Source organism: Plantactinospora sp. BB1 (assembly GCF_003030385.1).
In the GTDB taxonomy this organism is placed as follows: Bacteria; Actinomycetota; Actinomycetes; order Mycobacteriales; family Micromonosporaceae; genus Plantactinospora.
In genome coordinates, this window is sequence record NZ_CP028159.1 from 3999937 (window position 1) to 4022746 (window position 22810).

A 22810-nucleotide genomic window follows, 5' to 3' on the forward strand; every position below is an offset into this window, starting at 1 on the left:
ACCGGCCGGGAAGGCGGCCTCTAGCGTCTTCATCACATTGGGCTGAAACGTTTCATGGCTGGAGGGCCGGATGCCCGAGCGTGCAGACCCGGGTGCGGCGCGGCTGGCCCTGTCCGGCGTACGGAAGTCGTTCGGCGCGGTGCACGCGCTCGCCGACGTACGCCTCGAACTGCGGGCCGGCGAGGTGCACGCGCTGGTCGGGGAGAACGGTGCCGGCAAGTCGACCCTGGTGAAGGTCCTGGCCGGGGTGCACGCCCCGGACGCCGGAGAGTTGACGATGGACGGTGCACCGCTGACCCTGACCGGTCCGGCCGACGCCCGGGCGGCCGGGATCGCGGTGATCTATCAGGAACCGACGCTCTTCCCCGACCTCTCCGTGGCGGAGAACATCTTCATGGGCCGGCAACCGCTGCGCGGCCTACGCCGGATCGACACCGCGACGATGCGTCGACGCGCGACGGAACTCTTCGCCCGACTCGGCGTACCGCTGGATCCGGACCGGCCGGCGCGCGGGCTCTCCATTGCCGACCAACAGCTCGTGGAGATCGCCAAGGCACTCTCCTTCGAGGCCCGGGTGCTGGTGATGGACGAACCGACGGCGGCGCTCTCCGGAGTCGAGGTGGAACGCCTCTTCGCGGTCGTCCGGTCGCTGCGCGAGGCCGGCGCGGCGATCCTGTTCATCTCGCACCGCTTCGACGAGGTCTTCGCGCTCAGCCAGCGGATCACCGTGATGCGGGACGGACGGTGGGTCTCCACCGACCCGGCCGAGGACCTCGACGTGGCCCAGGTGGTCCGCCGGATGGTCGGCCGGGAGGTCTCCCAGCTCTACCCGAAGGAGCAGACCGAAGCCGGCGAGGTCATCCTCCAGGTCCGCGGCCTGACCCGGCGCGGCGTCTTCGCCGACGTCGGCTTCGAGGTACGCCGGGGCGAGATCGTGGCGCTCGCCGGCCTGGTCGGGGCGGGCCGCAGCGAGGTGGTCCGGGCCGTCTTCGGCGTCGACCCGTACGACGCGGGCGAGGTGTTGGTCGACGGCGTACGGCTGCCCCGGAACCGGCCGGCGGCGGCGATGGCCGCCGGACTGGCCCTGGTGCCGGAGGACCGCCGGCAGCAGGGGCTGGTGATGGAGCTGTCGATCGAACGCAACGCCACGCTGACCCGGCGCTGGCCGCTGGCCCGGTTCGGCCTGCTCGGGCGGGGCGCGGAACGGGCCGCCGCGCAGACCTGGACCCAGCGGTTGCGGGTGAAGGCGGGACGCCTCGACGACCCGGTCTCCACGCTCTCCGGCGGCAACCAGCAGAAGGTGGTACTGGCGAAGTGGCTCTCCACCACCCCGAAGGTGCTGATCGTCGACGAGCCGACCCGGGGGATCGACGTCGGCACCAAGGCCGAGGTGCACCGGTTGATGTCGCAGCTCGCCGGTGAGGGGGTCGCGGTGCTGATGGTCTCCAGCGAACTGCCCGAGGTGCTGGGCATGGCCGACCGGGTGCTGGTGATGCACGAGGGCCGGCTGGTCAGCGAGATAACCCGGGACGCGGCGAGCGAGGAGTCGGTGATGCTGGCCGCCACCGGGCAGGGAGGTAACGCGTGACCGGGCAGCGACGGACGGCGGCCGGGCGGCGAGCGGTGGCCGATCGGGGAGGTGACGCGTGACGACCACGACCCGACCGGAGCCGGCACCGGAGGCCGCGACGGCCCGGGCCCGCAACGGCGCGGCCGGCGTCCGGCTCGGCCAGCGGCTCTTCCTGGCCCGCGAGGTCGGCATCGGACTCGCGCTGGTCCTGCTGATCGCGGTGACCACGGCGGTGAACCCGAGGTTCCTCTCCGGACAGGGCCGGCGGGACCTGATGCTCGGCGCGACCATCCTGGTGGTACTCGCGGTCGGGCAGGCGATCGTCATCATCACCCGCAACGTCGACCTCTCGGTCGGCTCGGTGCTCGGCCTCGCCGCCTTCGCGACCGGAAAGCTGTTCCTGGCGATGCCGGACGCGCCGATCGTGCTCGCCCTGCTGGTCGGGGTCGGGATCGGCGTGCTCTGCGGCGTGCTGAACGGTGCGCTGATCGCGGTGGCCCGGGTACCCGCCCTGGTGGTCACCCTCGGCACCCTCTACGTCTTCCGGGGCATCGACTACTCGTGGGCGGCGGGACAGCAGATCAACGCCGCCGACATGCCGGCCGGGTTCAAGAGCATGGGTACCGCCGACCTGCTCGGCATCCCCCTGCTCGCCCTCTTCGCGGTGGCGGTACTCGTGGTCGCCGGCTTCTACCTGAAGTCCTACCGGGGCGGGCGGGAGCTGTACGCGATCGGCTCCGACCCGGCGGCGGCCCGGCTGCACGGCATCCCGGTCGGCCGGCGGGTGTTCGGGGCACTGGTCGTCAGTGGCGGCCTGGCCGGCCTGGCCGGGGTGCTCTACGCGGCCCGGTTCGGCACCCTCGACGCGGCGGCCGGCAGCGGGATCGAGTTGAACGTCGTCGCGGCGGTGGTGGTCGGCGGAGTGGCGATCTTCGGCGGCAGTGGCTCGGTGTACGGGGCCGCGCTCGGCGCCGTACTGCTGAGCACCATCGGCAGCGCCCTGCCGGTGCTGAAGGTGAACCCGTTCTGGCAGCAGGCGGTGGTCGGGGCACTGATCCTGGCCGCGATCGGATTGGACCGGGCGCTCGCCGCGCGGGTGGCCCACCGGCTTCGAGGAAGGAAGGCCCGTGGCGCCTGACAGGACGGGCCGGCCGGCCCGCTGGATATCCACCCTCGGCACCTGGGACGTGCTCGTCATCGTCGTCCTGGCCGTGGTGGTGGTCGGCGCGTCGGTACTGGTCGAGGGCTTCGCCACCGCCCGCTTCTGGGGCTTCCTGCTGCTGGACATCGTCCCGATCGCGCTGATCGCGCTGCCGATGACGCTGATCGTGATCACCGGCGAGATCGACCTCTCGGTGGCCAGCATGCTCGGACTGGCCAGCGCGGTACTCGGCCAGCTCTGGGTGACCGGCCTGCCGCTGACCCTGGCCGTACCCCTGGTGGTGCTGCTCGGCGCGCTGCTGGGCGCCGTCAACGGACTCTTCATCGCCGGGTTCGGCCTGCCCTCCCTGGCGGTGACGATCGGCACCCTCGCGCTGTACCGGGGACTGGCGTACGTGGTGCTCGGCGACCGGGCCGTCGCGGACTTCCCGATCGGCTGGACCGGCAACTCGATCGAGGCGCTGCCCGGCACGACGGTGCCGTGGGTGGTGCTGCCGCTCGCCGTCCTCGCGATCGGCTTCGGGGTGCTGCTGCACGCCACCCCGATCGGTCGCGGCCTCTACGCGATGGGCAACAACGACCAGGCCGCCACCTTCGCCGGCATCGCGGTGGTCCGGACCAAGTTCTGGCTCTACGTGGTCACCGGCGCGGTGGCCGCCCTCGCCGGAGTCTTCTGGACCATGCGGTACGCCAGCGCCCGCGCCGACAACGGGGCCGGGCTCGAACTGTCGGTGGTGGCGGCGGTACTGCTCGGCGGCGTCTCCATCTTCGGCGGCCGGGGCACCCTGCTCGGCGTGCTGGCCGGCGTACTGCTGCTGATGACCCTGCGCAACGCACTCCAACTCGCCGACGTGCCGGCCGACACCCTGACCGTGGTCACCGGCACCCTGCTCATCATCTCCGTCGTCGGGCCGAACGCGGCCGGCATGCTCCGGGCGCGGATGCGACGGCGACGACCCGCCGCACCGCCGGTGGCCGGCGCCGAGAGCGCCTGACCACCGAACCTTTCATGTCAAGGAGGACCGGTATGACCGTCATGCGATCCAGAGGCGTACGGCTCGGCGCCGCCGCCACGGCCCTGGCGGCGTTGCTGCTCAGCGCCGGCTGCGCGAGCGACGACGAGGGCACCCCGTCGGGCGGTTCCTCCGCCGGTGGCGGCGGCTCGATCAAGGAGGGGCTGAGCGTCGCCTTCCTGCCGAAGCAGGTGAACAACCCGTACTTCACCGTGTCGGACAACGGCGGCAAGGCGGCGGTGGAGGAGTTCAAGGGCGAGTACAAGGAGGTCGGTCCCTCCGAGGCGAGCGCCTCCTCGCAGGTCAGCTACCTCAACACGCTGACCCAGCAGGGCAGTGACGTGATCGTGGTCTCGGCCAACGACCCGAACGCGATCTGCGGGGCGGTCAACCAGGCCCGGCAGGGTGGCGCCAAGGTGGTCACCTTCGACTCCGACACCAACCCCGACTGCCGGGACCTCTTCGTCAACCAGGTCACCGGGCAGGGGATCGCGGAGAACCAGGTGAAGCTGATCTCGGACGCGATCGGCGGCCAGGGCAAGATCGCGATCCTGTCGGCGACCGCGAACGCGACCAACCAGAACGCCTGGATCGAGCTGATGAAGACCGAGCTGAAGAAGCCGGAGTACAGCGGGATCCAGCTCGTCACCACGGTCTACGGCGACGACAAGGACGAGAAGTCGTTCCAGGAGACCCAGGGCCTGCTCTCCGCCCACCCCGACCTGAAGGGCATCATCTCGCCGACCACCGTCGGCGTCGCGGCGGCCGCCCGCTACCTCTCCGGGTCGCAGTACAAGGGCAAGGTGGCGCTGACCGGACTGGGCACTCCGAACCAGATGCGCGAGTTCGTCAAGAACGGCACGGTGAAGAGCTTCGCGCTCTGGAACCCGGCGGACCTCGGCTACCTGGCCGCGTACGCCGGTGCCGCCCTCGCCTCCGGAATGATCACCGGCAAGGAGGGGGACAAGTTCACCGCCGGCAAGCTGGGTGAGTACACCGTCGGCGCCCAGGGTGTCGTGGTGCTCGGCCCGCCGACCGTCTTCGACGCCGCCAACATCGACCAGTTCAACTTCTAGGCGCAGCCGACCCGGCGCCGCCGTCGGCCACCGACGGGCCCACCGTCGCGCGGCTCCGACGGCGGTGCCGGGCGTTCGACCCCCGGACCCGGGCGGGGATGCCGGGCGGCACGACGGCTCCGGCCGGAGCGGCGTCCGGCCGGAGCGTGGATCGGAGCAGGAACGGGCAACACCGCGCGGTGAGGAGGGAGTGGCGCCGTGACCGTACCGATCGTGCAACGCCATCCACTGGACGACGAGGAACTGGCCCTGCTGCGACTGCTCGCCCAGGGACTTCCGGTCGACGCGGTCGCCCGCCGGCTGGAGATGTCGGAGCGGACGGTCCGGCGACGTACCCGGGCCATCTGCGACCGTCTCGGCGTGCCGGCGCCGATCTCCGCGGTGGTCTGGGCGGTCCGGCACGGACTGCTCTGACGGATCGGACTGCTCTGACGGGCCGGACTGCTCTGACGGGCCGGACTGCTCTGACGGGCCGGACTGCTCCGACGGACCGGCCCGATGCGTGCGTCGGCGGGTCAGCCGGGGAGGCCGGGGGCGTCCTCCGGGACGACCACGTACTGCCGCAGGTAGAGATCCTGGAAGGTGACCGGGCCGCGCGGGCCCGGCACGTGGTCCACGTTGATCCCGGTCTCCGGCACCCCGTGCAGCTTGAAGCCGTCCAGCAGCCGGGTCGAGGCGTTCCAGAAGACGCCGGTGCCGATCGCGGTGGCGATGAACCGCTCGGCGGCGGCCGGATCCTCGGTCACGATCGTCGCGGCGAGCCCCGAGGTCTCGGTGTTGGCGATCGTCACCGCCTCGGCCAGATCGGCCACCTCGGCGATCGTCACCGTCGCCTCCCGGCCGCTGTCCAACGCCCACTCGTAGCCGACCGGGTGGTCGTAGGGCGGCAGCGAGACGCGTACGCCCAGCTCCGTCAGGGCCGCCTCGAAGCGGGGCAGCGCCGCCCCGGCGACGTCCCGGTGCACCAGCAGCAGGTTGACCCGGTTGCAGACGCCCAGCCGGTCCAGGCCGGCGACCAGCAGTCCGGTCGCCCGGTCCAGGTCGGCGGCCGCGTCGACGTAGAACACCCCGCCGCCGTCGGCGTGTGCCAGGGTACGGACGCCGTGCCGGGCCGCCTCGGCACCGAGCGAGCGGGTGGCGTCGCCACTGCCCCTGAGGATCACCAGCGGAATCAGGTCGGTCTGCCGGACCAGCGCGACCGCGCTCGCCCGGCTCGCGTCCGGCAGCAGCTGGATCGCGTCCGGATCGAGGCCGACGTCGCGCAGCCCGGGGGCGATGACCTGCTGGTGGAGCGCGTTCGCCGAGGTCAGCGCGGCGGACCCGGTGCGCAGCACGCCCGCGTTGCGGGACTTCACGAGCTGGGAGGCGACGTCGACGGTCACGTTGGGCCGGGCCTCGAAGTTCGCCCCGATCACCCCGACCGGCCGGCGGCGCTCGGAGAGCCGCAACCCGCCCGGCAGCGACCGCAGCGGTGTCTCCCGGGCCGGGAAGGGCGCCTCGGCGAGCAGCCGCAGCTGGTCGGCCATCCCCTTCAGCCGGGCCGTGTCGAGCCGGAGCCGGTCCTGTAGCGCCGGGCTCATCCCGGTGGCCCTGGCCGCCTCCACGTCCTGCTGGTTGGCGGCGAGGATCTCGCTCTCGGCGGAGACCAGCCGGTCGGCCATTGCCGTCAGCGCGGAGTCGATCACCGAATCCGGTGCCTCGGTCAACCCGGCCGCCCCGGCCCGGGCCCGCCGGCCGCACTCGGCGACCAGGGCGTGCACGCGGTCGTCCGCTCCGCCCGGGGCTCCGTCGGTCGCCTCGATCGAAACCATCTGCCGGTCTCCTTCGCCGTCCTCGTCCGCCGCCATGCTATGCCGCACCCTGGTGGCAGCCACCGAGTCTGGCACGTTTGTTCAACGAGGGAGCAATGGTGTCCGCTATTCAGGACCACCCGGCCCCGTACCCACCGCCGCGCCGCCACCGGCATCAGCCCGCCGAGGGCCTCCGGTCGCGCATGATCGGGGTACGGATAGGGTCCCCGCCATGTCGAAAAAAGCTCGTGCGGGTCGCCTTTCTCGACGCCGACACCGGGGCGCAGATCGGTCGGAGCGAGCTGCCGCTCGGCCAACTGCCGGAGAGCTTCCAGCCGGCGACCACGCTGGAGCTGGCCGGCACCGTCTGGTCGGTCGAACGCGCCGAGCCGCCGACGGCGGCACAGTTCGGCACGACCGGCACTCTCACCCTGACCCTGCGCCGGATGGAGTCGGTCCCGCCCGGCGACATCCTCTACTCACTGCCGACGCTCTGTGCCGCCGTGCCGGCGGTCGCCGCCGCACCCGCCGGTGCCGACCGCCTCGAACTGCACGAGGACGACTGGCGGCAGGTGGAGCTGGTCAGCGCCGACCTCGGCGACGAGGTGCAGGCCGAGCTGCGGGCGGTACGCCGCAGCTTCGAGCAGCACGCCCGCCGGGACGAGCAGGGGCGGGTCTACGGCTTCCAGGGCATCCACATCCGCAGCCAGCCCGTCCGGCCGCTCTCCGGACCGGTCTCCCGGAACCGCCTGCTGAACCTGCTGCCGCCCGACGCCCGGAACAGGGGCGGGATCGGCTTCCGCGCCCAGCCGGGAATCGTGCCCAGCTCGTTCGCGCTCTGCGTCGGGCGGGTACTGCTCTACGGGCTCGCCGACGGCGACTCGCTCGCCGTACTGGCCGTGCACACCGAGCCGGGACCGGCGGCGGAACCACAGCCGGAGTTCGTCGCCGCCCTGGAGCGGGTGATGCGCGAGGCGGACCTGCTGCTCGTCGACTGGTGCCGGGTCGCCGTCGTCGCACCGGCCTCGGTCGGCGACTACCTGACCGCCACCGGGGCGATCGGCCGAAGCTGACCGCGACGCACCGCTACCGGCTGGACACGGCTGCCTAGACTCGGCCCGTGCCCTCCGGCGTTGTCGACCTCGAAGGGCTGGCCCGGGCCGCCGCGATCGGCGACCGGGACGCCCTGGACCGCCTCCTCGTCGCGGTGCGCCCCGACGTGCTGCGGATGTCCGCGCGCTTCCTGCCCAACCGGGAGGACGCCGAGGAGGCATGCCAGGACACCCTGCTGGCGGTGGCCCGGGGAATCGCCGGGTTCGACGGCCGGTCGGCGTTCCGGACCTGGCTGCACCGGGTCGCGGCGAACCGGGCCCGGTCGACGTACGCGGCACTGCGCCGACGGTTCGAGGCGGAGGCGTCCGGTGGGCCGATGCCGGAACCACCCGACCCGCGCCGTACCAGCGTGGTCGCCGGAACCCGGTTGGACCTGCTCGACGCGCTGGACGCGATCGGCCCCGAACTCGCCGAACCGGTGGCGCTGCGGGACGTCCTCGGCCTGCCGTACCGGGAGATCTCCGGGCTGCTCGGGGTGCCGGAGGGCACGGTCAAGTCCCGGATCCACCAGGGGCGGCGGCGGTTGCGGGACCTGCTCACCGACGCCGGGGTCTGATCCGGTGCGCCGCAGGCGGTCTCCGCCCGCCGCCCCCGCCGGGCGGTCCGGCTCGGTGGGCGGCGGAGCCCACCGGCCCGGCGGAGCAGGGCGGGGCGCCCCGGGCGTAGCACGCCCCGTCCCGGCCGGTCACCGCCGCTGGCAGCTGGTCCTGGGAGTGCTCCTCGCCGCGGTACCGGTGGCCGGATGCGGCTCGGCGCCGGTCGCACCGCTGCCCGGACAGTGGCCCACCCCGGCACCGTCCGGCACCGCCACCGCAGGCCCGACCTCCGGCATACCGTCCCCACCGGCGGCCACCCCGCACACCCCGGCCACCCCGGCCGCCGTCTCCACCCCGGCCGGTACGCCCCGACGCACCCCTACCCGTACCCCGCCCAGGGCCTCGCCGACCGTCGACCTCTCCCCGGCCTGCCTCCCGGCGGTCATCTACACCGTGGACGGCTCCGATCCGGCGGCGATGCCCGAGGCGCTCTGCCTGACGGTGGCCGCGATCCTGCGGATCCAGAACGTCGGTCCGGGGACCGTCACGGCGAACCCGGAAGAGCACGTCGCCCGGCACTGGGAGGGTGGCGTGGTGGACTGCCGGATGCTGCGCCCCGGCACCGTCACGGTCCAGATCGCGGCCGAGACCGGCAGCCACACCATCACCGTGCTGGTGGTCGAGTGACCGGCGAAGCCGGGCCGAGGCCGAGTTCGGCCGAAGCGCAGTTCGGGGCGAGGTGGAGTCCGGGGCGAGGCGCATTTCGGCCGGGGCGGAGTTCCGGGGCCGGACGAGTCGGCCGGTGCGGCGGATCAGCGGCGTATGCGGATTCCGGCCAGCAGCGTGTCCACGAAGTCGGCCGAGGCGTCGGCCGGGGGCGCGATCTGCGCGTAGACCAGGCCGGTCTGCCCCGGGGCGAGCCCGGCCGCCTCGACGATCGCCGGTTTGCCGCTGCGGCAGGCGGTGAACGCGGCGACGTACCAGTCGACGTCGCCGCGCCGGACGGTGCGGGCCGGGGTCGCGAGGCACTCGGCGTGCGGGTGCTCGGCGACGTACCCGGCCGGGTCGTGTCGCTGCGCGAGGCTGCGGGAGAGTCCGACGAACGCCCCCGGCACGGCCGGGTCGGTCGGCCAGCGTTCCGGATCCGGTGACATCACCAGCGCCGGTTCCAGTTCGCCGTCCGGCCCGCGCTGGCCGATCCAGCCCGAACCCGTCGCCTGCCAGCCCTCCGGCAGGGCGACCGTGATCCGGCCGGTCGAGTCCGTACCGATCCGGTTGTCGCCGTCCGACCAACCCGGGCCGAGCGTGCCGAACGCGGTCGCCGCCAGTGCGGCGGTGCCGAGCAGCGCGGCGGTCCGCCGCCGCCGGGACCGGGCCCGGGGTGGCCGTCGGGTCTCGGTGGTCGGTCCGGCGCCGACGGCCAGGTCGAGCGCGGTGCCGAAGGCGGCCGCGTCCGGATAGCGCTCGGCCGGCGTCCGTGCGGTCGCCCGGTGGAGCACGGCCGCGACCCCCGGGGGTACTCCGGCACGCAGCGCCGGGACCTCCGCCGGGTCGTCGTCGGGGCCGGAGGTGCCCAGCAGCGTCACGCCGAGGCGGCCGAGCCCGAAGACGTCGGCCCGGGCGTCGACCAGCGCCGACGGGGAATCCTGCTCCGGAGCCATGTATCCGGGCGTGCCGGCCCGGGCGGTCAGCCCGGAGGCGGCGGCGAGCGCCTTGGCGAGCCCGAGGTCGGCGATCAGCACCGAGTCGGCGGACCCGTCCCGATCCGGCCCGCCGTCCACTGTGGCACCGTTGGCGTTGGCGTTGGCGTTGGCGTTGGCGTTGGCGTCGGCGGCGGGAGGCTGTGGCTGGAACAGCACGTTGCCGGGGGTCAGGTCCCGGTGCACGATGTCGTGCGCGTGCAGGACGGCCACCCCGGCGGCGATCTCGCGCAGCACCCGCAGTGCCGACCCGACCGGCATCGGCCCGGCGGCGAGGCGGTCCCGCAGGCTGCCGCCCGCCGCCCAGGCCATCACCAGGTACGGCCGTCCGTCCGGCAACTCGCCGACCGAGTAGACCCGGACGAGCCGCTCGTGGTCCAGCCGCCACAGCAGGCGGGCCTCGTCCAGGAAGCGTTCCCGGACCCGCAGGTCGTGGCACCAGTTCTCGGCCAGTACCTTGATCGCCACCCGGGCGTCGAGAGCCGGGTCGTGGCCCAGCCAGACGGTGGCGAACGAACCAAAGCCCAACAACCGCTCGACGCGGTAGGGGCCGATCCGCCGGGGCGGGTTCACGGGGGTGGCTGGAGACGCTCGCGGGTCGCCGGACCGTTCGTGCCACCGAGCGCCACCAGGCGAGAACCGCTGGTCACCCGGTCAGGATAACCTCCGGTGACCAGGCCGCCACCGGCTCGGAGGAGCGCCGGACCGGCCTGCCGGACCCCCCCCGCCGAGCGGACCCGCCCGCCCGGCCGTGGTCGACCGGTGGCGGCGGCGGTGACCGCCGTACCGGGCGGGGCCGGGGCGAGCGGGTCCGTGGTCAGCGGGTCCGGTCAGCGGGTGGAGGTCAGCACTGGTCGTCTCCGCCGACGAAGGAGGCGAGCACCCGGTCGCGCTCGCCGCTGGCCAGCCGGTAGACGTACGGGGTGTAGGGGTCCTCGAAGAAGGCGAGAATCCGGTCGCCGCTCGGCACGACGTACGCCCGCAGTGTCCACTTGCCGTACTCGACCGCGCCGCGCGGGCCGTACCGCTGCTCCAGTTCGGCCAACGTCAGCCCGACCCGGCCACCGGCCCAGGTCCGGATCGTCGGATCGGTGGTGGAGATCAGGACCAGTCGTTCGCCCTGGAACCTGAAGAACAGCCGCCCGGCGTACCGCCCGGTGGCCTCGGCGGAGTAGAAGCCGTTGCAGACCTGCTCCTCCGCGACCCCGGTCAGCAGGCCGGCGGCGAGCAGTCCGCTCCGGGTGGAGACGCCGATCCGGTACGGGCCGATGCCGTCGGCGGTGAGGATGTCGCGGGTCGCCTGCCGTCCGGCGCGGACCAGGGCGGCCCCGGAGCCGCCGGCTCCGTCCCGGGGAGCCGAGGCGACCGCCGGGGGCGCGGCGGCCACGACCGGTCGGGCGGCCGGGGTGCCGGCCGCCGCCGGGGCGGCGCCGACGGGGACGACGAGGAGGCCGGCGAGCAGGATGCCGAGGCCGGCGACGTGGTGTCGTGCTGGTCTGTACATGGTGGACCCTCCGGTCTGACTGGGTTGTCATCCGGTTAGTCCCGGCCTCAGGCTGATTTGTTCGGGCCACCACTGCCGGAAACCCGACACCGCCCGGGGGAGGGGACCTCGGTTGTCCACCGGTCGGTGGACAGCCGGATTCCGTCCTGTGGTCGTCCCCGGCCGGTTCGCCCGGCGGAAGCATCGAGGCATGACAGTCATCAGTGCGTACGGGCTGCGCAAGACGTACGGCGGCCGGGTGGCGGTGGACGGGATCGACCTGACCGTGGACCGTGGTGAGGTCTTCGCGCTGCTGGGGCCGAACGGTGCGGGCAAGACGTCCACGATCGAGATCCTGGAGGGGTACCGGCGCCGGGACGGCGGCACGGTCTCGGTGCTCGGCGAGGACCCCGGAACCGCCGGCCGACGCTGGCGGGCCCGGATCGGCATCGTGTTGCAGACCGCCACCGACGCCGCCGAGCTGACCGTCCGGGAGACCGTGCGACACCTCGCCGGGTACTACCCGGAGCCGCGCGACCCGGACGAGGTGATCGAGGTGTGTGGGCTGGCCGGAAAGGCCGGTGCCCGGATCCGTACCCTCTCCGGCGGCCAGCGCCGCCGCCTCGACGTGGCCCTCGGCATCGTCGGCCGGCCGGAGCTGCTCTTCCTGGACGAACCGACCACCGGTTTCGACCCGGAGGCCCGCCGGCAGTTCTGGACGCTGATCCGCCGCCTCGCCGACGAGGGCGGCACGATCCTGCTCACCACCCACTACCTGGACGAGGCCGAGGCGCTGGCCGGCCGGCTCGCGGTGCTCGCCGGTGGCCGGATCATCGCCGAGGGCACCCCGGGGACCATCGGTGGCCGGGCGACCGCGACGGCGACCGTCACCTGGCGGGACGCCGACGGCGAACACCGCGAGCGGACCGCCGACCCGGCCGCCCTGGTGGCCCGGCTGACCGCCCGGGCCGGCGGGACGTTGACGGACCTGCGGGTGCACCGGCCGAGCCTCGAAGACGTCTACCTCGACCTGATCGGAGAACGCCGATGACCGCCACCACCGGCACGCCGACCCCGGCGGTACGGCTGCCGTCCACCCTCCGGATCGGCCTGGCCCGGGGAGCCGTCGAGCTGAAGCAGTTCTTCCGGCAACGGGACGCCGTGGTCTTCACCTTCGCCTTCCCGGCCTTCATCGCGCTGATGCTCGGGCTGATCTTCGACGAACCGGCGTACGGCGTGCCGGAGGTCGCCGTCAGTCAGGTCTTCGTGGTCGGCATGATCGCGTACGGGATCGTCTCCACCGCCTTCATCAGCGTCGGGGTGGGGATCGCGCTCGACCGCGAGGACGGCACGCTGAAGCGGCTGCGCGGGACGCCGGCCAGCGCGGTCGCGTACTTCCTCGGCAAGATCTGCCTGGTCGCGGTCTCCACGGCCGGCGGGATCGCCCTGCTGCTGGCGGTCGGGGTCGTCCTGTTCGACCTGCGGCTGCCGACCGACCCCGGCCGGTGGCTCACCTTCGGCTGGTTGCTGGCGCTCTCCGTCGTCGCCTGCACCCTGCTCGGCATCGCGGCGAGTTCGCTGGCCCGCTCGGCGAAGAGCGCCCCGGCGGTGCTCAACCTGCCGGCCATCGCGCTCCAGTTCGTCTCCGGGATCTTCGTGCTGAACGACGCGCTGCCGGACGGGATGGTGCGGGTGGCATCGTTCTTTCCGGTGAAGTGGATGGGGCAGGGCTTCCGGTCGGTCTTCCTGCCGGACAGCATGATGGTGCAGGAGGCGGCGGGTTCGTGGGAGCACGGCAGGACGGCGCTGGTGCTCGGCGCCTGGTGCGTGGGCGGTCTGCTGCTCTGCCTGCTGACGTTCCGCTGGACCGGGCGGGAGAGCCGCTGACCAGGCGGTCGGCGGGGCGGGCGACGTGGGAGGTCGACGGGTGATCAGGGTGCTGCTGGTCGACGACCATCCGGTGGTCCGGGCTGGGTTGCGCGGCATGTTGCAGACCGAAGCCGACCTGGAGGTGGTCGGCGAGGCCGGATCCGGCCCGGAGGCCGTCGCGATGGCCCGCGCGCACCGGCCGGACGTGGTCCTGATGGACCTGCGGATGCCGGGCATGGACGGGGTGCACGCCACCGGGGCGATCCTGCGCGAGTCGCGGACCAGCCGGGTGCTGGTGCTGACCACCTACGAGAGCGACGCCGACATCCTGCGCGCGGTGGAGGCCGGTGCCATCGGCTACCTGCTGAAGGACGCGACCAGGACGGAACTCACCGCCGCGATCCGGGCCGCGTCCCGGGGCGAGACGACACTCGCGCCGTCGGTCGCCGGCCGGCTGGTCCGGCAGGTACGGGGGCCGGCGACCCCGGCGCTCTCCGCCCGGGAGGTGCAGGTGCTCGGCCTGGTCGCCGAGGGGCGGACGAACGCCGAGATCGGCCGGGCCCTGCACATCAGCGAGGCGACGGTCAAGACGCACCTGCTGCGTACGTTCAGCAAGCTCGACGTCTCCGACCGGACCGCCGCGGTGACCACCGCGATGGCCCGGGGACTGCTCGGCACCTCGGCGGAGTAGCGGTTCCCAAGATTCTTGGCGATCTGTGGTTCGCCCTGGACCATAGGTCGCCAAGAATCATGCTGACCGTTCCGCCGGCTAGCTCTGCTCGGCGAGGAGTTGCCGGACCCGGGGGATCACCCCGGTGGCGTACCGCTCGATGGTCTCCATCATCCGCTCGTGCGGCAGCGTGCCGGCCGAGTACTTCAGGTCGAAGCGCTGCACGCCGAGGACCCGTACCGTCCGGGCGATCTTGCGGGCCACGGTCTCGACCGAGCCGACGTGCCAGGCACCGTTGGCGATGTCGGCGTCGAAGCGGCTCCGGGTCATCGGCGGCCAGCCGCGCTCGGCGCCGATCCGGTTGAACAGCACCCGGACGTGCGGCCAGAGCAGGTCGGCCGCCTCCTGATCGGTCTCGCCGACGAAGCCGGGCGCGTGCACCGCCACCGGCAGCGGCTCCCTGCCGAACTCGGCGAGCGCCCGGTGGTAGAGCTGCACGTACGGGGCGAACCGGGCCGGCTCGCCGCCGATCACGGCCAGCACCAGCGGAAAGCCGTACCGGGCGGCGCGGACCACCGACTCCGGGCTGCCGCCGACACCGATCCTGGTGCGGATCCGACCCGACTCCGTCTTCGGATAGACGTGCTGCTTGGTCAGCGATGCCCGTACCGTTCCCTCCCAGGTGACGGCGTCCTCGGTGAGCAGCTGCGACATCAGCTCGGTCTTCTCCTCGAAGAGCCGGTCGTAGTCGGTCAGGTCGTAGCCGAAGAGCGGGAACGACTCGATGAACGAGCCACGGCCCAGGGTGATCTCCGCCCGGCCCCGGGCCAGCGCGTCGAGGGTGGCGAAGCGCTCGTAGACGCGTACCGGGTCGTCGGAGCTGAGCACGGTGACCGCGGTGCCGAGCCGGATCCGCTCGGTCCGGGCGGCGATCGCCGCGAGCACGATCTCGGGCGCCGAGACCGCGTAGTCGTCCCGGTGGTGCTCGCCGAGTCCGAAGCCGTCAACGCCGAGCCGGTCGGCCAGCACGGCCTCCTCGACCACGTTCCGGATCACCTGGGCGTACGGCACCGGGTTGCCCTCGGCGTCGGCGGTCACGTCGCCGAAGCTGTCCAGACCGAATTCCACGGCCGTCGCCATCTCGTCCTCCAACGCCTCACGCCGGTCGTACCCCTGGGCCCGGCTCTTCGGGCGGTGTAACGGCGCTGCCCAGGGTGGCATTCCCGCCCGGGCGGGTGCGAAACGCCGCCCGACGGCGGGTCGAATACCCTCGTCACGCGCTGTACCCGATTGGTTGCTCGAATCTGTCGATGTCGCTAACGTACCCTGAGCGTTCTTCGCCTTTTCCCGAAGGAGAGCCATGCAGCCGTGGCGCAGGTTCGTCGGTACCCTCCTGGCCGCGACTGGGACGGTCGCTCTCGCCTTCGCCGGTCCGGCCGCCGCGGCGCCGCGCGCGTCGGCCGATCTCGCCGCCATCGCCTGCCGCTCCGAATACCAGCTCAGCAACGTGTGGCAGGGCGGCTTCACCGGGTCGGTGAAGGTCACGAACACCGGCACCCAGCCGATCGAGGACTGGCGGCTCGCGTTCGACCTGGCGCCCACCACCGCCCGCATCACCCAGGCCTGGAACGGCCTGCTCATCTCGTTCTACGCTCCGGTCCGGATCAACGCCCCGCGTTGGGCCGAGGACCTGGCTCCCGGTCAGGCCCACGAGATCGGGTTCTCCGGAGAGTTCGTCGGAGAACAGTCCGCCGTCTGGATCTCCAACGTCAAACTGAACGACACCCCCTGTAGTTACACCTGACCCGGCGCCCGTCCCGGCCGACCGAGGCCCGTCCCCGGCCGACCGCGCCCGGGGCCGACGGATCGCCGTCGGCGGGTAATGGTGTCGCCCACGCGTCGTCGATCCGGGTACGGTGACCCGGCCGGCCGCGGGACTCAGGTACGACTTCCGGAACCCGCCTCTGCAGCGATGATTCGCAGTTCGTGCCCTCATTCCCCGGCCGGCTTTCGCCACCCCCGACGGAGGTCGCCGTGCTGTCGCTGCCGGACCGGGTCGCGTGCGAGGACGTGGTCATGTTCGTCAACGCGGCGGTCACCTCGACCGGGCAGCACGAGTTTCGCTCCGGCGCCGCCGAGCAGCGGATGTCGCTGGCGTTCCTGCACGACTACGTGCTCGGCAACTACCGCGACCTCTACGCCGCGACCCTGGCCTTGGACGTCAACGACTTCAACGCCGCGCTGGTGGTGACGAACCTGCTCCGCACCGCCCGGGACGCCGACCCGGCCCGGCGGGCCGTGGAGGGACGGCTGATCGCCGCCCGGCTGCGGCTGCTGCCGCCGCAGCGGGCGTACCGGGTCTTCCGGGAGCTGCGCCGGCTGGGTGTGAACAACCGGCGTACCCGGGCCATCGTCCGGGACTGGCTGGCGGCCCGGCCCGATCCGGCGTTCGACGCCGTCAAGTACCGGCGTGGACTCGCCGTCGCCGCCCGGCACGCGCACCTGGCGCTGCCGGGGGAACTGGGTACGGTGCTCTTCGACTGGCGCCGCCCGAAGCGGTACGACACGCCGCTGCTGGAGACCTGGCGCCGGGCGCACTACGAGCAGCGGGCCCTGTACGGGCTGCCCTACACCGCCGCCGAGGGGCTGGCCGCGCTGCACGGCATCGACCGGGCCCGGTTCCTGACCAACATCGCCCCGAAGCTGACCGGTGCCGAGCGGCTCCGGTTGCAGTCCTCGGCCCGCCGGCTCGGCGTGGCGGCGGTCGGGATGGAGCTGTCCCGGGCCCCGCTGACCCGGCTCGCCGGGTACGTCCTGTCGCTGCCCCTGGCCGAGCGGGTCGAGCGGCGCACCGAGCTGACCGACGCGCTGCGCGCCGCCGCCCGCCGGGCCGCGGGCCGGCAGGCCGGTAGCTGGGGCCGGGTGGTGGCGGTGCTGGACGACAGCTACTCGTCGTCCGGCTCGCGGGTCAAGCGCCGCCGTCCGCTGGCGGTGGCGCTGGCCACCCACTTCCTGCTCGGCGCGCTCGCCGCCGACTACACCGGGCTCTGGCTGCACCACCGGGACGACCCGCTGCTGGTCCGGGCGGTCGGGCCGACCGGGCTGGGGGAGCGGCTGCTGGACGGGTTGGCGCACCGGCCGGACCGGCTGGTGGTGGTCTCGGACGGCTGGGACAACGCGCCCCCCGGGCTGGCTGCGGAGGTGCTGCGGGTCTGGCGCATCCGGCTCGACCCGGAGCGGCGGACCTCCGTCGTGCACCTGAACCCGGTGTACGACAGCGACACCTTCGACGTACGCCGGCTCGCGCCCGGGGTGGCGACCGTCGGGGTACGCGACGCCGAGGACGCCGCCGCGCTGGTCGAACTCGCCCGCTTCGCCACCGGTACGGCGAGCTTCGCCGAGCTGCGCCGGCATCTCGACGACCGGGTCGACCGGTTCCTCGCCGGGTCGCCGCCGCACCCGGAGAGCCGCGACGACCACAGTGGACCGGAAGGGGGCGACGGATGAGCCCGGCGCGGCACGCCGGTGGTGGTGCCGGGGCGGACCCGTCGGGTGCGCACGAGCTGCGGCTGACCGGCCTGTACGCCGGCCCGGACCAGGTCTGGGGTGCCGTCCGGCTGCAACCGCTGCTGCGTACCGAGCCCCTCACCGACCTGCGGCTGCACCCCCGGCTCTACGACCCGGACGAGCTGTCGGTCGTCGGCGTGGGCCCGCGCACCGGGTACGTCGCCTACATCCCGCACGCCTTCGTGGCGACCTGGACCGGGGACGGCAGCCCGGCCGCCGCGTACGGCACCCAGTTGGTCGACCCGGCGACCGGCGGTCCGCCCCGGGGCATCGGGTTGCACTTCCACCGCCGGATGGCCCGCCGGGAGGAGAAGCGCCGGCTGCGCTTCCTGCCGCTGCACCTGGCCCTGGAGGGCTTCCTCGGGTTGCAGTTCGGCGGGCCGCCGATCGCCTGGCAGGAGTGGACCCGTCGGGCCGTCAGCCGTGGTCTCTCGCCCCGGGCCGAGGCCGCGTACGCCGGCACCGAGATCCCCGGCCTCGCCGACGCGCTGCGGATCTTCGAGATCCACCCGGGCCAGTGCGGCATGCTGCTGCACGTCGCGGACGCGCTCGCCGCCGCCCTGGTGGTGCCGCACCCCGAGGACTACCGCGCGCTGCACCCGACGCTGCTGGGCGACCTCTACGGCGAGCTGGTGCACCAGTACGCCCAGCTTTACCCGGCGGTACCCGAGTTCCCGGCCCGGATCGACGAGTCCCGGGTGTACGGCCTGGCCGACCTCCGCGCCGAGGTGGCGCGGGGCCGGGCCGGTTGGGCGGAACCGCAGCACCTGACGGCCGACGGGCTCTTCGGCGGGGAGCAGCGCACGGTCGAGTCGGTGTACCGGATGGGCCGGTTCACGCTGTCCCGCTTCCTGCCGCCGTTCCACCCGGACCGGGAGAACCACGTCGGCGAGACCATCACCGACGCCGACGGGCGGCTGGCGTACCTGAAGACCTTCCGGCTCTCCGCCGCGCAGGCCCGCCGGGGGCACCTGCTCGGCCGGCTCGCCGCGCACGACTGGGAGCTGGACGCCACCGCCGCCGCGCTCGGCACCGACCGGGCCGGCCTGACCCTCCGCCTCGACCGGGCCGGCTTCGGCCACCTGCTGCGTCCGGAGATCCTGGACACCTGCCGTGCCCAGGCGCGGACCTCCGCCGGCCGCGCCGGCCGAACCCGGCCCCGGCCCTGACGACCACGCCGGACACGTCGCCCCGGCCCTGACGGCCGCGCCCGGCACGTCGCCCCGGCGCGGACGGTGGCCGCCGGAGACGTCGCCCGGGCGGTGACGGCCGGGATCGGTGCCATTCGTTGATTCCCGTCCGGGTGCGTGATCTGATGCCCGGACGCGAAGAAGCTTCGATATTTCGATCAGACGTTCTTGGGGGTCGGAGATGTTCGGGTTCCGTCGACCCGCTGCCGCCGCGGCGCTGGCGTTCACCCTCGCCGCAACCGGCACGCTGTCGGGCATCGTCACCGCACCGGGTACGGCCGGCGCGGCGCTGCCGACGGCCGCCGTCGCGATCGGGGACAGTTTCGTCAGTGGCGAGGGCGCCGGCGGCTACCAGCCGGTGGTGGACGCCAACGGCAGCCCGCAGGGCTTCCCCGGCTGGTCCGCGCCAAACAGCAACGCCTTCTTCTGCCACCGGTCGGCGAACGCCTCGCTGCACCAGGCGAGCCTGCCCGGCATCTCGGCCCGGTTCAACCTCGCCTGCTCCGGCGGCCAGCCGTACGACATCGTCAACGCCTCCGCCGGGCGGGCCAAGGGACGTACGGTGGCGGCCCAGCTCGACCAGCTCCGGGCGGTGGCGCAGACCCACGACATCGACCTGGTGCTGCTCGGGCTCGGCTCCAACAACAGTTCCTTCACCTTCGGCGACGTCGCCTCCGACTGCGCCAACCGGTTCATCGCGGACGCCTGGACCGGCTGGTGGGAGTTCTGGGCGTACCTCGGCGGTCCGGTCGAGCAGGCGCCGTGTGCCGGCGAGGACCTCGGCACCCCGGCCGAGTTCGCGGCGGCGACCGCCGAGACCACCAACGCGGTCCGGCAACTGTTGGCCACCCTGGACCAGGTCGACGCCGACGGGCAGCACCGGATCGTCTTCCAGGACTACACCAACCCGCTGCCGTTCGAGCTGGAGTCGCGCTTCCACGAGGAGGACAACCGCGACGACACCCGGGACAAGTTCCGGGCCCTCGGCGCCGAGCGGTACGCGGCCGGCTGCCCGGTGCACCGGGCGAGTCTGGCCGCCGGGCACCTCTTCTCCACCGGCCTCGGCACGCTGGTCCAGTCGGTGCACGGCACCATGCGGGCCGAGTTCCCCGGCGACGACCTGGTCTACCTGAACGTGCAGCGGGCCTTCGACGGCGCCCGGCTCTGTGAGACCGGGTCCAGCCCGACCGGCGCGCTCGCCACCCCGATCCGGTTGCAGGACGGCCCGACCGGGATCCCGGTGACCAGCCTCTCCGGCCACGACAAGATCGCCATCCAGCGGATCGCGAACGCCTGCGTCACGTACTTCCAGACCTGTCAGGAGTCCTGGCACCCGAACGCGGCCGGACACGCGGTGCTCGGGCAGTGCCTCGCCGGTGCGGCGGCCACCCCGAACCGGGCCGTCGCCTGCGTCCGCTCCGGCAGCGGTGCGATCACCGTGAGCTGAGGCGCCGGCCGCCCGTCCAGCGGGTCGAGTCCGCACCGGTGCCGGGACCCCGGTGCGGACTCGACCTTTGGACAACTACTCCGGGTACTCCGCTACTCCGGGTACTCCGCCCGGACGTTGTCCACGTGCACCTGACCGCCACCGTTGAGGAAGATCCAGACCGCCCGTACCTGGGAGAGGTCCAGGCTCGCCCCGGCCGGGCAGCTCAGGTCGTCGATCTCCTCGGTGATCGTCCGACTGGCGAACGGATTGGTCCAGCTCCACAGTCCACCCTGGCACCAGGCCCAGTCCGGACCGACCTGTACGGCGAACTCGCCGACCGTCCCGACCTCGCCGGCCCGTACGTCGAAGCGCAGCCGCGCCGCCCCGGTCAGGTCCAGCGGCTCGGCGAAGGTACGCCCGAACCAGTTCCCGTCCTTCGGCGTCGCGACGGTCAGCCCGTGTTCGCCCTCGGTACGGAAGGTACGGGTCTGCGCGACGGTGCCCCCGGAGCCCGGGTTGGCGACGGTGAAGTCCTCGGTGCCGGACTCGAACGAGAAGATGGTCCGCTCGGTCGGCAGCACCGGGTCGTCCGGCCCGGCGGAGCCGCAGGTCAGGATCGGCGCGGCCCAGTCGGCGTGTGCCTGGCCGGTGGCGTCGCCGGTGGCGACCAGACGCAGCCCGGAGGCGCCGGTCAGGTCGGCGGTCAGGGTGACCGGGGCGGCCCCCGGGCTGACCGGTCCACTGCTGGCCACCACCCGGTCGTCGGTGTGGACGGTGAAGGTGACCGGCGCGGTGGCGGGTGCCTCGTCGTCGATTCCGACGTCGGTGACCAGGTGGGTGCAACCGGCGACCAGATAGAAGAGTTCGCTGGGGGCGGTGGTGCCGATGCCCCGGTTGTAGACCCGTCCGCCGATGGTGATCAGGTTGCCGTCGCCGCCGGCACCTCCGCCGTTGCTCTGGTCGGCCTCGACCGGACCGAGGGCGTTGCTGGAGTGCAGCGGCGCGATGGTGCTCAGGTGGCGCCGGCCGTCCCCGGGTGGGGTGAAGACCACCCCGATGATCTCGCTGGTGGTGCTGGCCGGCCGCTGCCGTCCGCCCCACCGGTACGTGGTGGTGACGGTGATCGGATATCGCCCCGCGGGCGTCTCCTCGGGGATCTGGAGTGCCCAGGTGGTCTCGAAGGAGGCGTCGGTGCCCAGTCGCCGTCGCGCGGTGTCGCTCATCTCGGCGGCCCGCCAGCCCTCGGGGGTCGAGACCGTGACCCGCACGTCGCGCACCGCACCCACGCCCCGGTTGGTGACGGTACTGGTCAGGAGGTTCTCGCCGAGCGCGCCGGGGAGCAGGTTGTCGACCGTCGCCCCGAGGGCGACCTGGGGCGGGACCGTCGCCGGGTCGGCCAGCGGTCGGACCCGGTAGACCACGGTGCCGTGCGCCGGTACGCCGGCCGAGATGGTGGACCTCGCCTGGCTGACCCGGCCGGTCCAGACGTCCTGCAACCGGTACGCGCCCGCCCGGCGCAGCCCGGTCTCCCGGACCGGCACGCTCACCGTGGCCAGCGAGTCCGTCGAGTTGTAGAGCGCGATCGCCCGGTCGCCGTTCGCCAGCGGCTTGTCCAGGACCATCAGCCCGTCCCGGTCGGAGACGACGGCGCCCTGCACCCCGAGCCGGTCCTGGTCGATCGCGATGATCTCCCGGTTGCCGAGGATCGCCAGCGTCTCCGGGGTGGCTTTGCGCAGGTCGGTGCCGATCAGCAGCGGTGCGGCCATCATCGCCCACATGCTCATGTGGGTGCGGTACTCGGTGCCGGTCATCCCGCCGTTGCCGATCTCCAGCATGTCCGGGTCGTTCCAGTTGCCCGGCCCGGCGTACGGCGCCAGTGGCGCGTTCTGCGCGATGATCGAGCGGACGCTGGACCAGTTGTCGCTGATGTCGCCGGTGGTCCGCCACAGGTCGCCGACCTCGGCCGCCCAGGTCCACGGCTGGGACTGGCCCCATTCGCAGATCGCGTAGACGATCGGCCGGCCGGTGGCGTCCAGCGCGTCGCGCATCGCGGTGTACCGCCGGACGAAGTCCTGCTGCGACCCGTCGGACTGGTTGTTGCAGTTGTCGTACTTCAGGTAGTCGACGCCCCAGTCGGCCCAGGTCCGGGCGTCGATCTCCTCGTGACCGAGGCTGCCCGGGTAGCCGGCGCAGGTGGCGGTGCCGGCGTCGCCGTAGATGCCCAGCTTGAGGCCCTTGCCGTGCACGTAGTCGGCGACTCCGGAGATCCCGCTCGGAAACTTGACCGGGTCCGGCACCAGCCGGCCGTCCGGGCCACGTTCGCGCAGCGACCAGCAGTCGTCGATGTTGACGTACTCGTAGCCGGCGGCGGCGAGCCCGGAGGAGACGAGTACGTCCGCGGTCTCCTTGATCAGGGTCTCGCTGACGTCGCAGCCGAAGGCGTTCCAGTTGTTGAAGCCCATCGGCGGGGTGGGGGCGAGCGTCTCCGGCTGGGGGGCCGGGGCGGCGACCGGGCGTTCCGGTGCCGGCGCGGCGGGTGCGGCCACGGCCGGCGTCGCGCTGAGCAGGGACGGGATCAGGACCAGGACGGCCAGGGTCCGGGACTTGGCTGTGTGCGTCACCGACACCTCCTTCGGCGGCGAC

20 protein-coding genes are annotated in these 22810 nt (G+C 73.2%); 15 read left to right on the forward strand and 5 right to left on the reverse strand.

Translation table 11 applies throughout. From position 1 onward, the window contains the following. Window positions 1–70: 70 nt before the first annotated feature. The 5 genes from C6W10_RS17440 (at window position 71) to C6W10_RS17460 (ending at window position 5234) form a co-directional block, all read left to right on the forward strand. Entirely contained in the window at window positions 71–1588 is a 1518-nt protein-coding gene (locus C6W10_RS17440) for a sugar ABC transporter ATP-binding protein (RefSeq protein ID WP_107258986.1), read from the forward strand. 58 nt (window positions 1589–1646) lie between these two features. Then, window positions 1647–2708 (forward strand): ABC transporter permease, encoded by a 1062-nt coding sequence (locus C6W10_RS17445; RefSeq protein ID WP_234358959.1) that lies wholly within the window; start codon window positions 1647–1649, stop codon window positions 2706–2708. Beyond that, window positions 2698–3726 carry an ABC transporter permease gene (locus C6W10_RS17450; RefSeq protein ID WP_107258987.1) on the forward strand — a complete coding sequence of 343 codons (1029 nt, stop codon included), beginning with the start codon at window positions 2698–2700 and terminating at the stop codon, window positions 3724–3726. Before C6W10_RS17445 ends, C6W10_RS17450 begins: the two co-directional genes overlap by 11 nt. Before the next feature lie 32 nt (window positions 3727–3758). Continuing rightward, window positions 3759–4820, forward strand: a complete 1062-nt coding sequence (rhaS, locus tag C6W10_RS17455; RefSeq protein WP_199853048.1) for a rhamnose ABC transporter substrate-binding protein — start codon at window positions 3759–3761, stop codon at window positions 4818–4820. Between the two features lie 198 nt (window positions 4821–5018). Further along, window positions 5019–5234 carry a LuxR C-terminal-related transcriptional regulator gene (locus C6W10_RS17460; protein WP_199853049.1) on the forward strand — a complete coding sequence of 72 codons (216 nt, stop codon included), beginning with the start codon at window positions 5019–5021 and terminating at the stop codon, window positions 5232–5234. A gap of 101 nt (window positions 5235–5335) precedes the next feature. On the opposite strand, the gene C6W10_RS17470 is transcribed toward C6W10_RS17460, so the two are convergent. Then, window positions 5336–6631: an aldehyde dehydrogenase family protein gene (locus tag C6W10_RS17470; RefSeq protein WP_107264042.1), complete on the reverse strand. Its 1296-nt coding sequence runs from the start codon at window positions 6629–6631 to the stop codon at window positions 5336–5338. A gap of 227 nt (window positions 6632–6858) precedes the next feature. Between C6W10_RS17470 and C6W10_RS17475 the strand changes: the two genes are divergently transcribed. From C6W10_RS17475 to C6W10_RS17485, 3 genes are all read left to right on the forward strand, one after another. After that, window positions 6859–7683 carry a hypothetical protein gene (locus tag C6W10_RS17475; RefSeq protein ID WP_107258988.1) on the forward strand — a complete coding sequence of 275 codons (825 nt, stop codon included), beginning with the start codon at window positions 6859–6861 and terminating at the stop codon, window positions 7681–7683. Between the two features lie 47 nt (window positions 7684–7730). Then, complete coding sequence (locus C6W10_RS17480) at window positions 7731–8279, forward strand: RNA polymerase sigma factor (RefSeq protein ID WP_107258989.1); 549 nt, start codon at window positions 7731–7733, stop codon at window positions 8277–8279. Window positions 8280–8436: 157 nt separating this feature from the next. Continuing rightward, a complete protein-coding gene (locus C6W10_RS17485) occupies window positions 8437–8946 on the forward strand; it encodes a hypothetical protein (RefSeq protein WP_107258990.1) in 510 nt (169 codons plus the stop codon). Window positions 8947–9071: 125 nt separating this feature from the next. Here C6W10_RS17485 and C6W10_RS17490 read toward each other — a convergent pair whose 3' ends face one another. After that, on the reverse strand, window positions 9072–10532 hold the full coding sequence (locus tag C6W10_RS17490) for a serine/threonine-protein kinase (protein ID WP_107258991.1): 1461 nt from the start codon (window positions 10530–10532) through the stop codon (window positions 9072–9074). A 271-nt stretch (window positions 10533–10803) separates the two neighbouring features. Continuing rightward, the gene (locus C6W10_RS17495; RefSeq protein ID WP_107258992.1) at window positions 10804–11463 is read right to left on the reverse strand and encodes a hypothetical protein; all 660 of its coding nucleotides are present in this window, start codon (window positions 11461–11463) and stop codon (window positions 10804–10806) included. A 190-nt stretch (window positions 11464–11653) separates the two neighbouring features. Between C6W10_RS17495 and C6W10_RS17500 the strand changes: the two genes are divergently transcribed. The 3 genes from C6W10_RS17500 to C6W10_RS17510 are packed head-to-tail and all read left to right on the forward strand — an operon-like array spanning window position 11654 to window position 14002. Continuing rightward, the gene (locus C6W10_RS17500; RefSeq protein WP_107264043.1) at window positions 11654–12493 is read left to right on the forward strand and encodes an ABC transporter ATP-binding protein; all 840 of its coding nucleotides are present in this window, start codon (window positions 11654–11656) and stop codon (window positions 12491–12493) included. Then, window positions 12490–13329 carry an ABC transporter permease gene (locus C6W10_RS17505; RefSeq protein WP_107258993.1) on the forward strand — a complete coding sequence of 280 codons (840 nt, stop codon included), beginning with the start codon at window positions 12490–12492 and terminating at the stop codon, window positions 13327–13329. Before C6W10_RS17500 ends, C6W10_RS17505 begins: the two co-directional genes overlap by 4 nt. A 40-nt stretch (window positions 13330–13369) precedes the next feature. Further along, window positions 13370–14002: a response regulator transcription factor gene (locus C6W10_RS17510; protein WP_107258994.1), complete on the forward strand. Its 633-nt coding sequence runs from the start codon at window positions 13370–13372 to the stop codon at window positions 14000–14002. Window positions 14003–14080: 78 nt separating this feature from the next. Here C6W10_RS17510 and C6W10_RS17515 read toward each other — a convergent pair whose 3' ends face one another. Further along, complete coding sequence (locus C6W10_RS17515) at window positions 14081–15121, reverse strand: LLM class flavin-dependent oxidoreductase (RefSeq protein WP_107264044.1); 1041 nt, start codon at window positions 15119–15121, stop codon at window positions 14081–14083. A gap of 220 nt (window positions 15122–15341) precedes the next feature. Between C6W10_RS17515 and C6W10_RS17520 the strand changes: the two genes are divergently transcribed. The 4 genes from C6W10_RS17520 (at window position 15342) to C6W10_RS17535 (ending at window position 20185) form a co-directional block, all read left to right on the forward strand. Next, complete coding sequence (locus tag C6W10_RS17520) at window positions 15342–15785, forward strand: cellulose binding domain-containing protein (protein ID WP_107258995.1); 444 nt, start codon at window positions 15342–15344, stop codon at window positions 15783–15785. Window positions 15786–16015: 230 nt separating this feature from the next. Then, window positions 16016–17488: a hypothetical protein gene (locus C6W10_RS17525; protein WP_199853050.1), complete on the forward strand. Its 1473-nt coding sequence runs from the start codon at window positions 16016–16018 to the stop codon at window positions 17486–17488. Continuing rightward, window positions 17485–18717, forward strand: coding sequence for a hypothetical protein (locus C6W10_RS17530; RefSeq protein ID WP_107258996.1), 1233 nt, complete (start codon window positions 17485–17487; stop codon window positions 18715–18717). The genes C6W10_RS17525 and C6W10_RS17530 overlap by 4 nt, the downstream gene beginning before the upstream one ends. Before the next feature lie 202 nt (window positions 18718–18919). Continuing rightward, window positions 18920–20185 carry a hypothetical protein gene (locus C6W10_RS17535; protein WP_107258997.1) on the forward strand — a complete coding sequence of 422 codons (1266 nt, stop codon included), beginning with the start codon at window positions 18920–18922 and terminating at the stop codon, window positions 20183–20185. Window positions 20186–20277: 92 nt separating this feature from the next. Here the strand turns inward: C6W10_RS17535 and C6W10_RS17540 are convergent, their stop codons facing one another. Further along, a complete protein-coding gene (locus C6W10_RS17540) occupies window positions 20278–22788 on the reverse strand; it encodes an NPCBM/NEW2 domain-containing protein (protein ID WP_199853958.1) in 2511 nt (836 codons plus the stop codon). Between the last annotated feature and the right edge of the window lie 22 nt (window positions 22789–22810).

Bases quoted from the DNA above. Each gene is read 5' to 3' on its own strand.
- C6W10_RS17530 (WP_107258996.1), top strand. From the start codon at position 17,485: ATGAGCCCGGCGCGGCACGCCGGTGGTGGTGCCGGGGCGGACCCGTCG.
- C6W10_RS17515 (WP_107264044.1), bottom strand. From the start codon at position 15,121: ATGGCGACGGCCGTGGAATTCGGTCTGGACAGCTTCGGCGACGTGACC.
- C6W10_RS17500 (WP_107264043.1), top strand. From the start codon at position 11,654: ATGACAGTCATCAGTGCGTACGGGCTGCGCAAGACGTACGGCGGCCGG.
- rhaS (WP_199853048.1), top strand. From the start codon at position 3,759: ATGACCGTCATGCGATCCAGAGGCGTACGGCTCGGCGCCGCCGCCACG.
- C6W10_RS17440 (WP_107258986.1), top strand. From the start codon at position 71: ATGCCCGAGCGTGCAGACCCGGGTGCGGCGCGGCTGGCCCTGTCCGGC.
- C6W10_RS17495 (WP_107258992.1), bottom strand. From the start codon at position 11,463: ATGTACAGACCAGCACGACACCACGTCGCCGGCCTCGGCATCCTGCTC.
- C6W10_RS17520 (WP_107258995.1), top strand. From the start codon at position 15,342: ATGCAGCCGTGGCGCAGGTTCGTCGGTACCCTCCTGGCCGCGACTGGG.
- C6W10_RS17505 (WP_107258993.1), top strand. From the start codon at position 12,490: ATGACCGCCACCACCGGCACGCCGACCCCGGCGGTACGGCTGCCGTCC.
- C6W10_RS17470 (WP_107264042.1), bottom strand. From the start codon at position 6,631: ATGGTTTCGATCGAGGCGACCGACGGAGCCCCGGGCGGAGCGGACGAC.
- C6W10_RS17535 (WP_107258997.1), top strand. From the start codon at position 18,920: ATGTTCGGGTTCCGTCGACCCGCTGCCGCCGCGGCGCTGGCGTTCACC.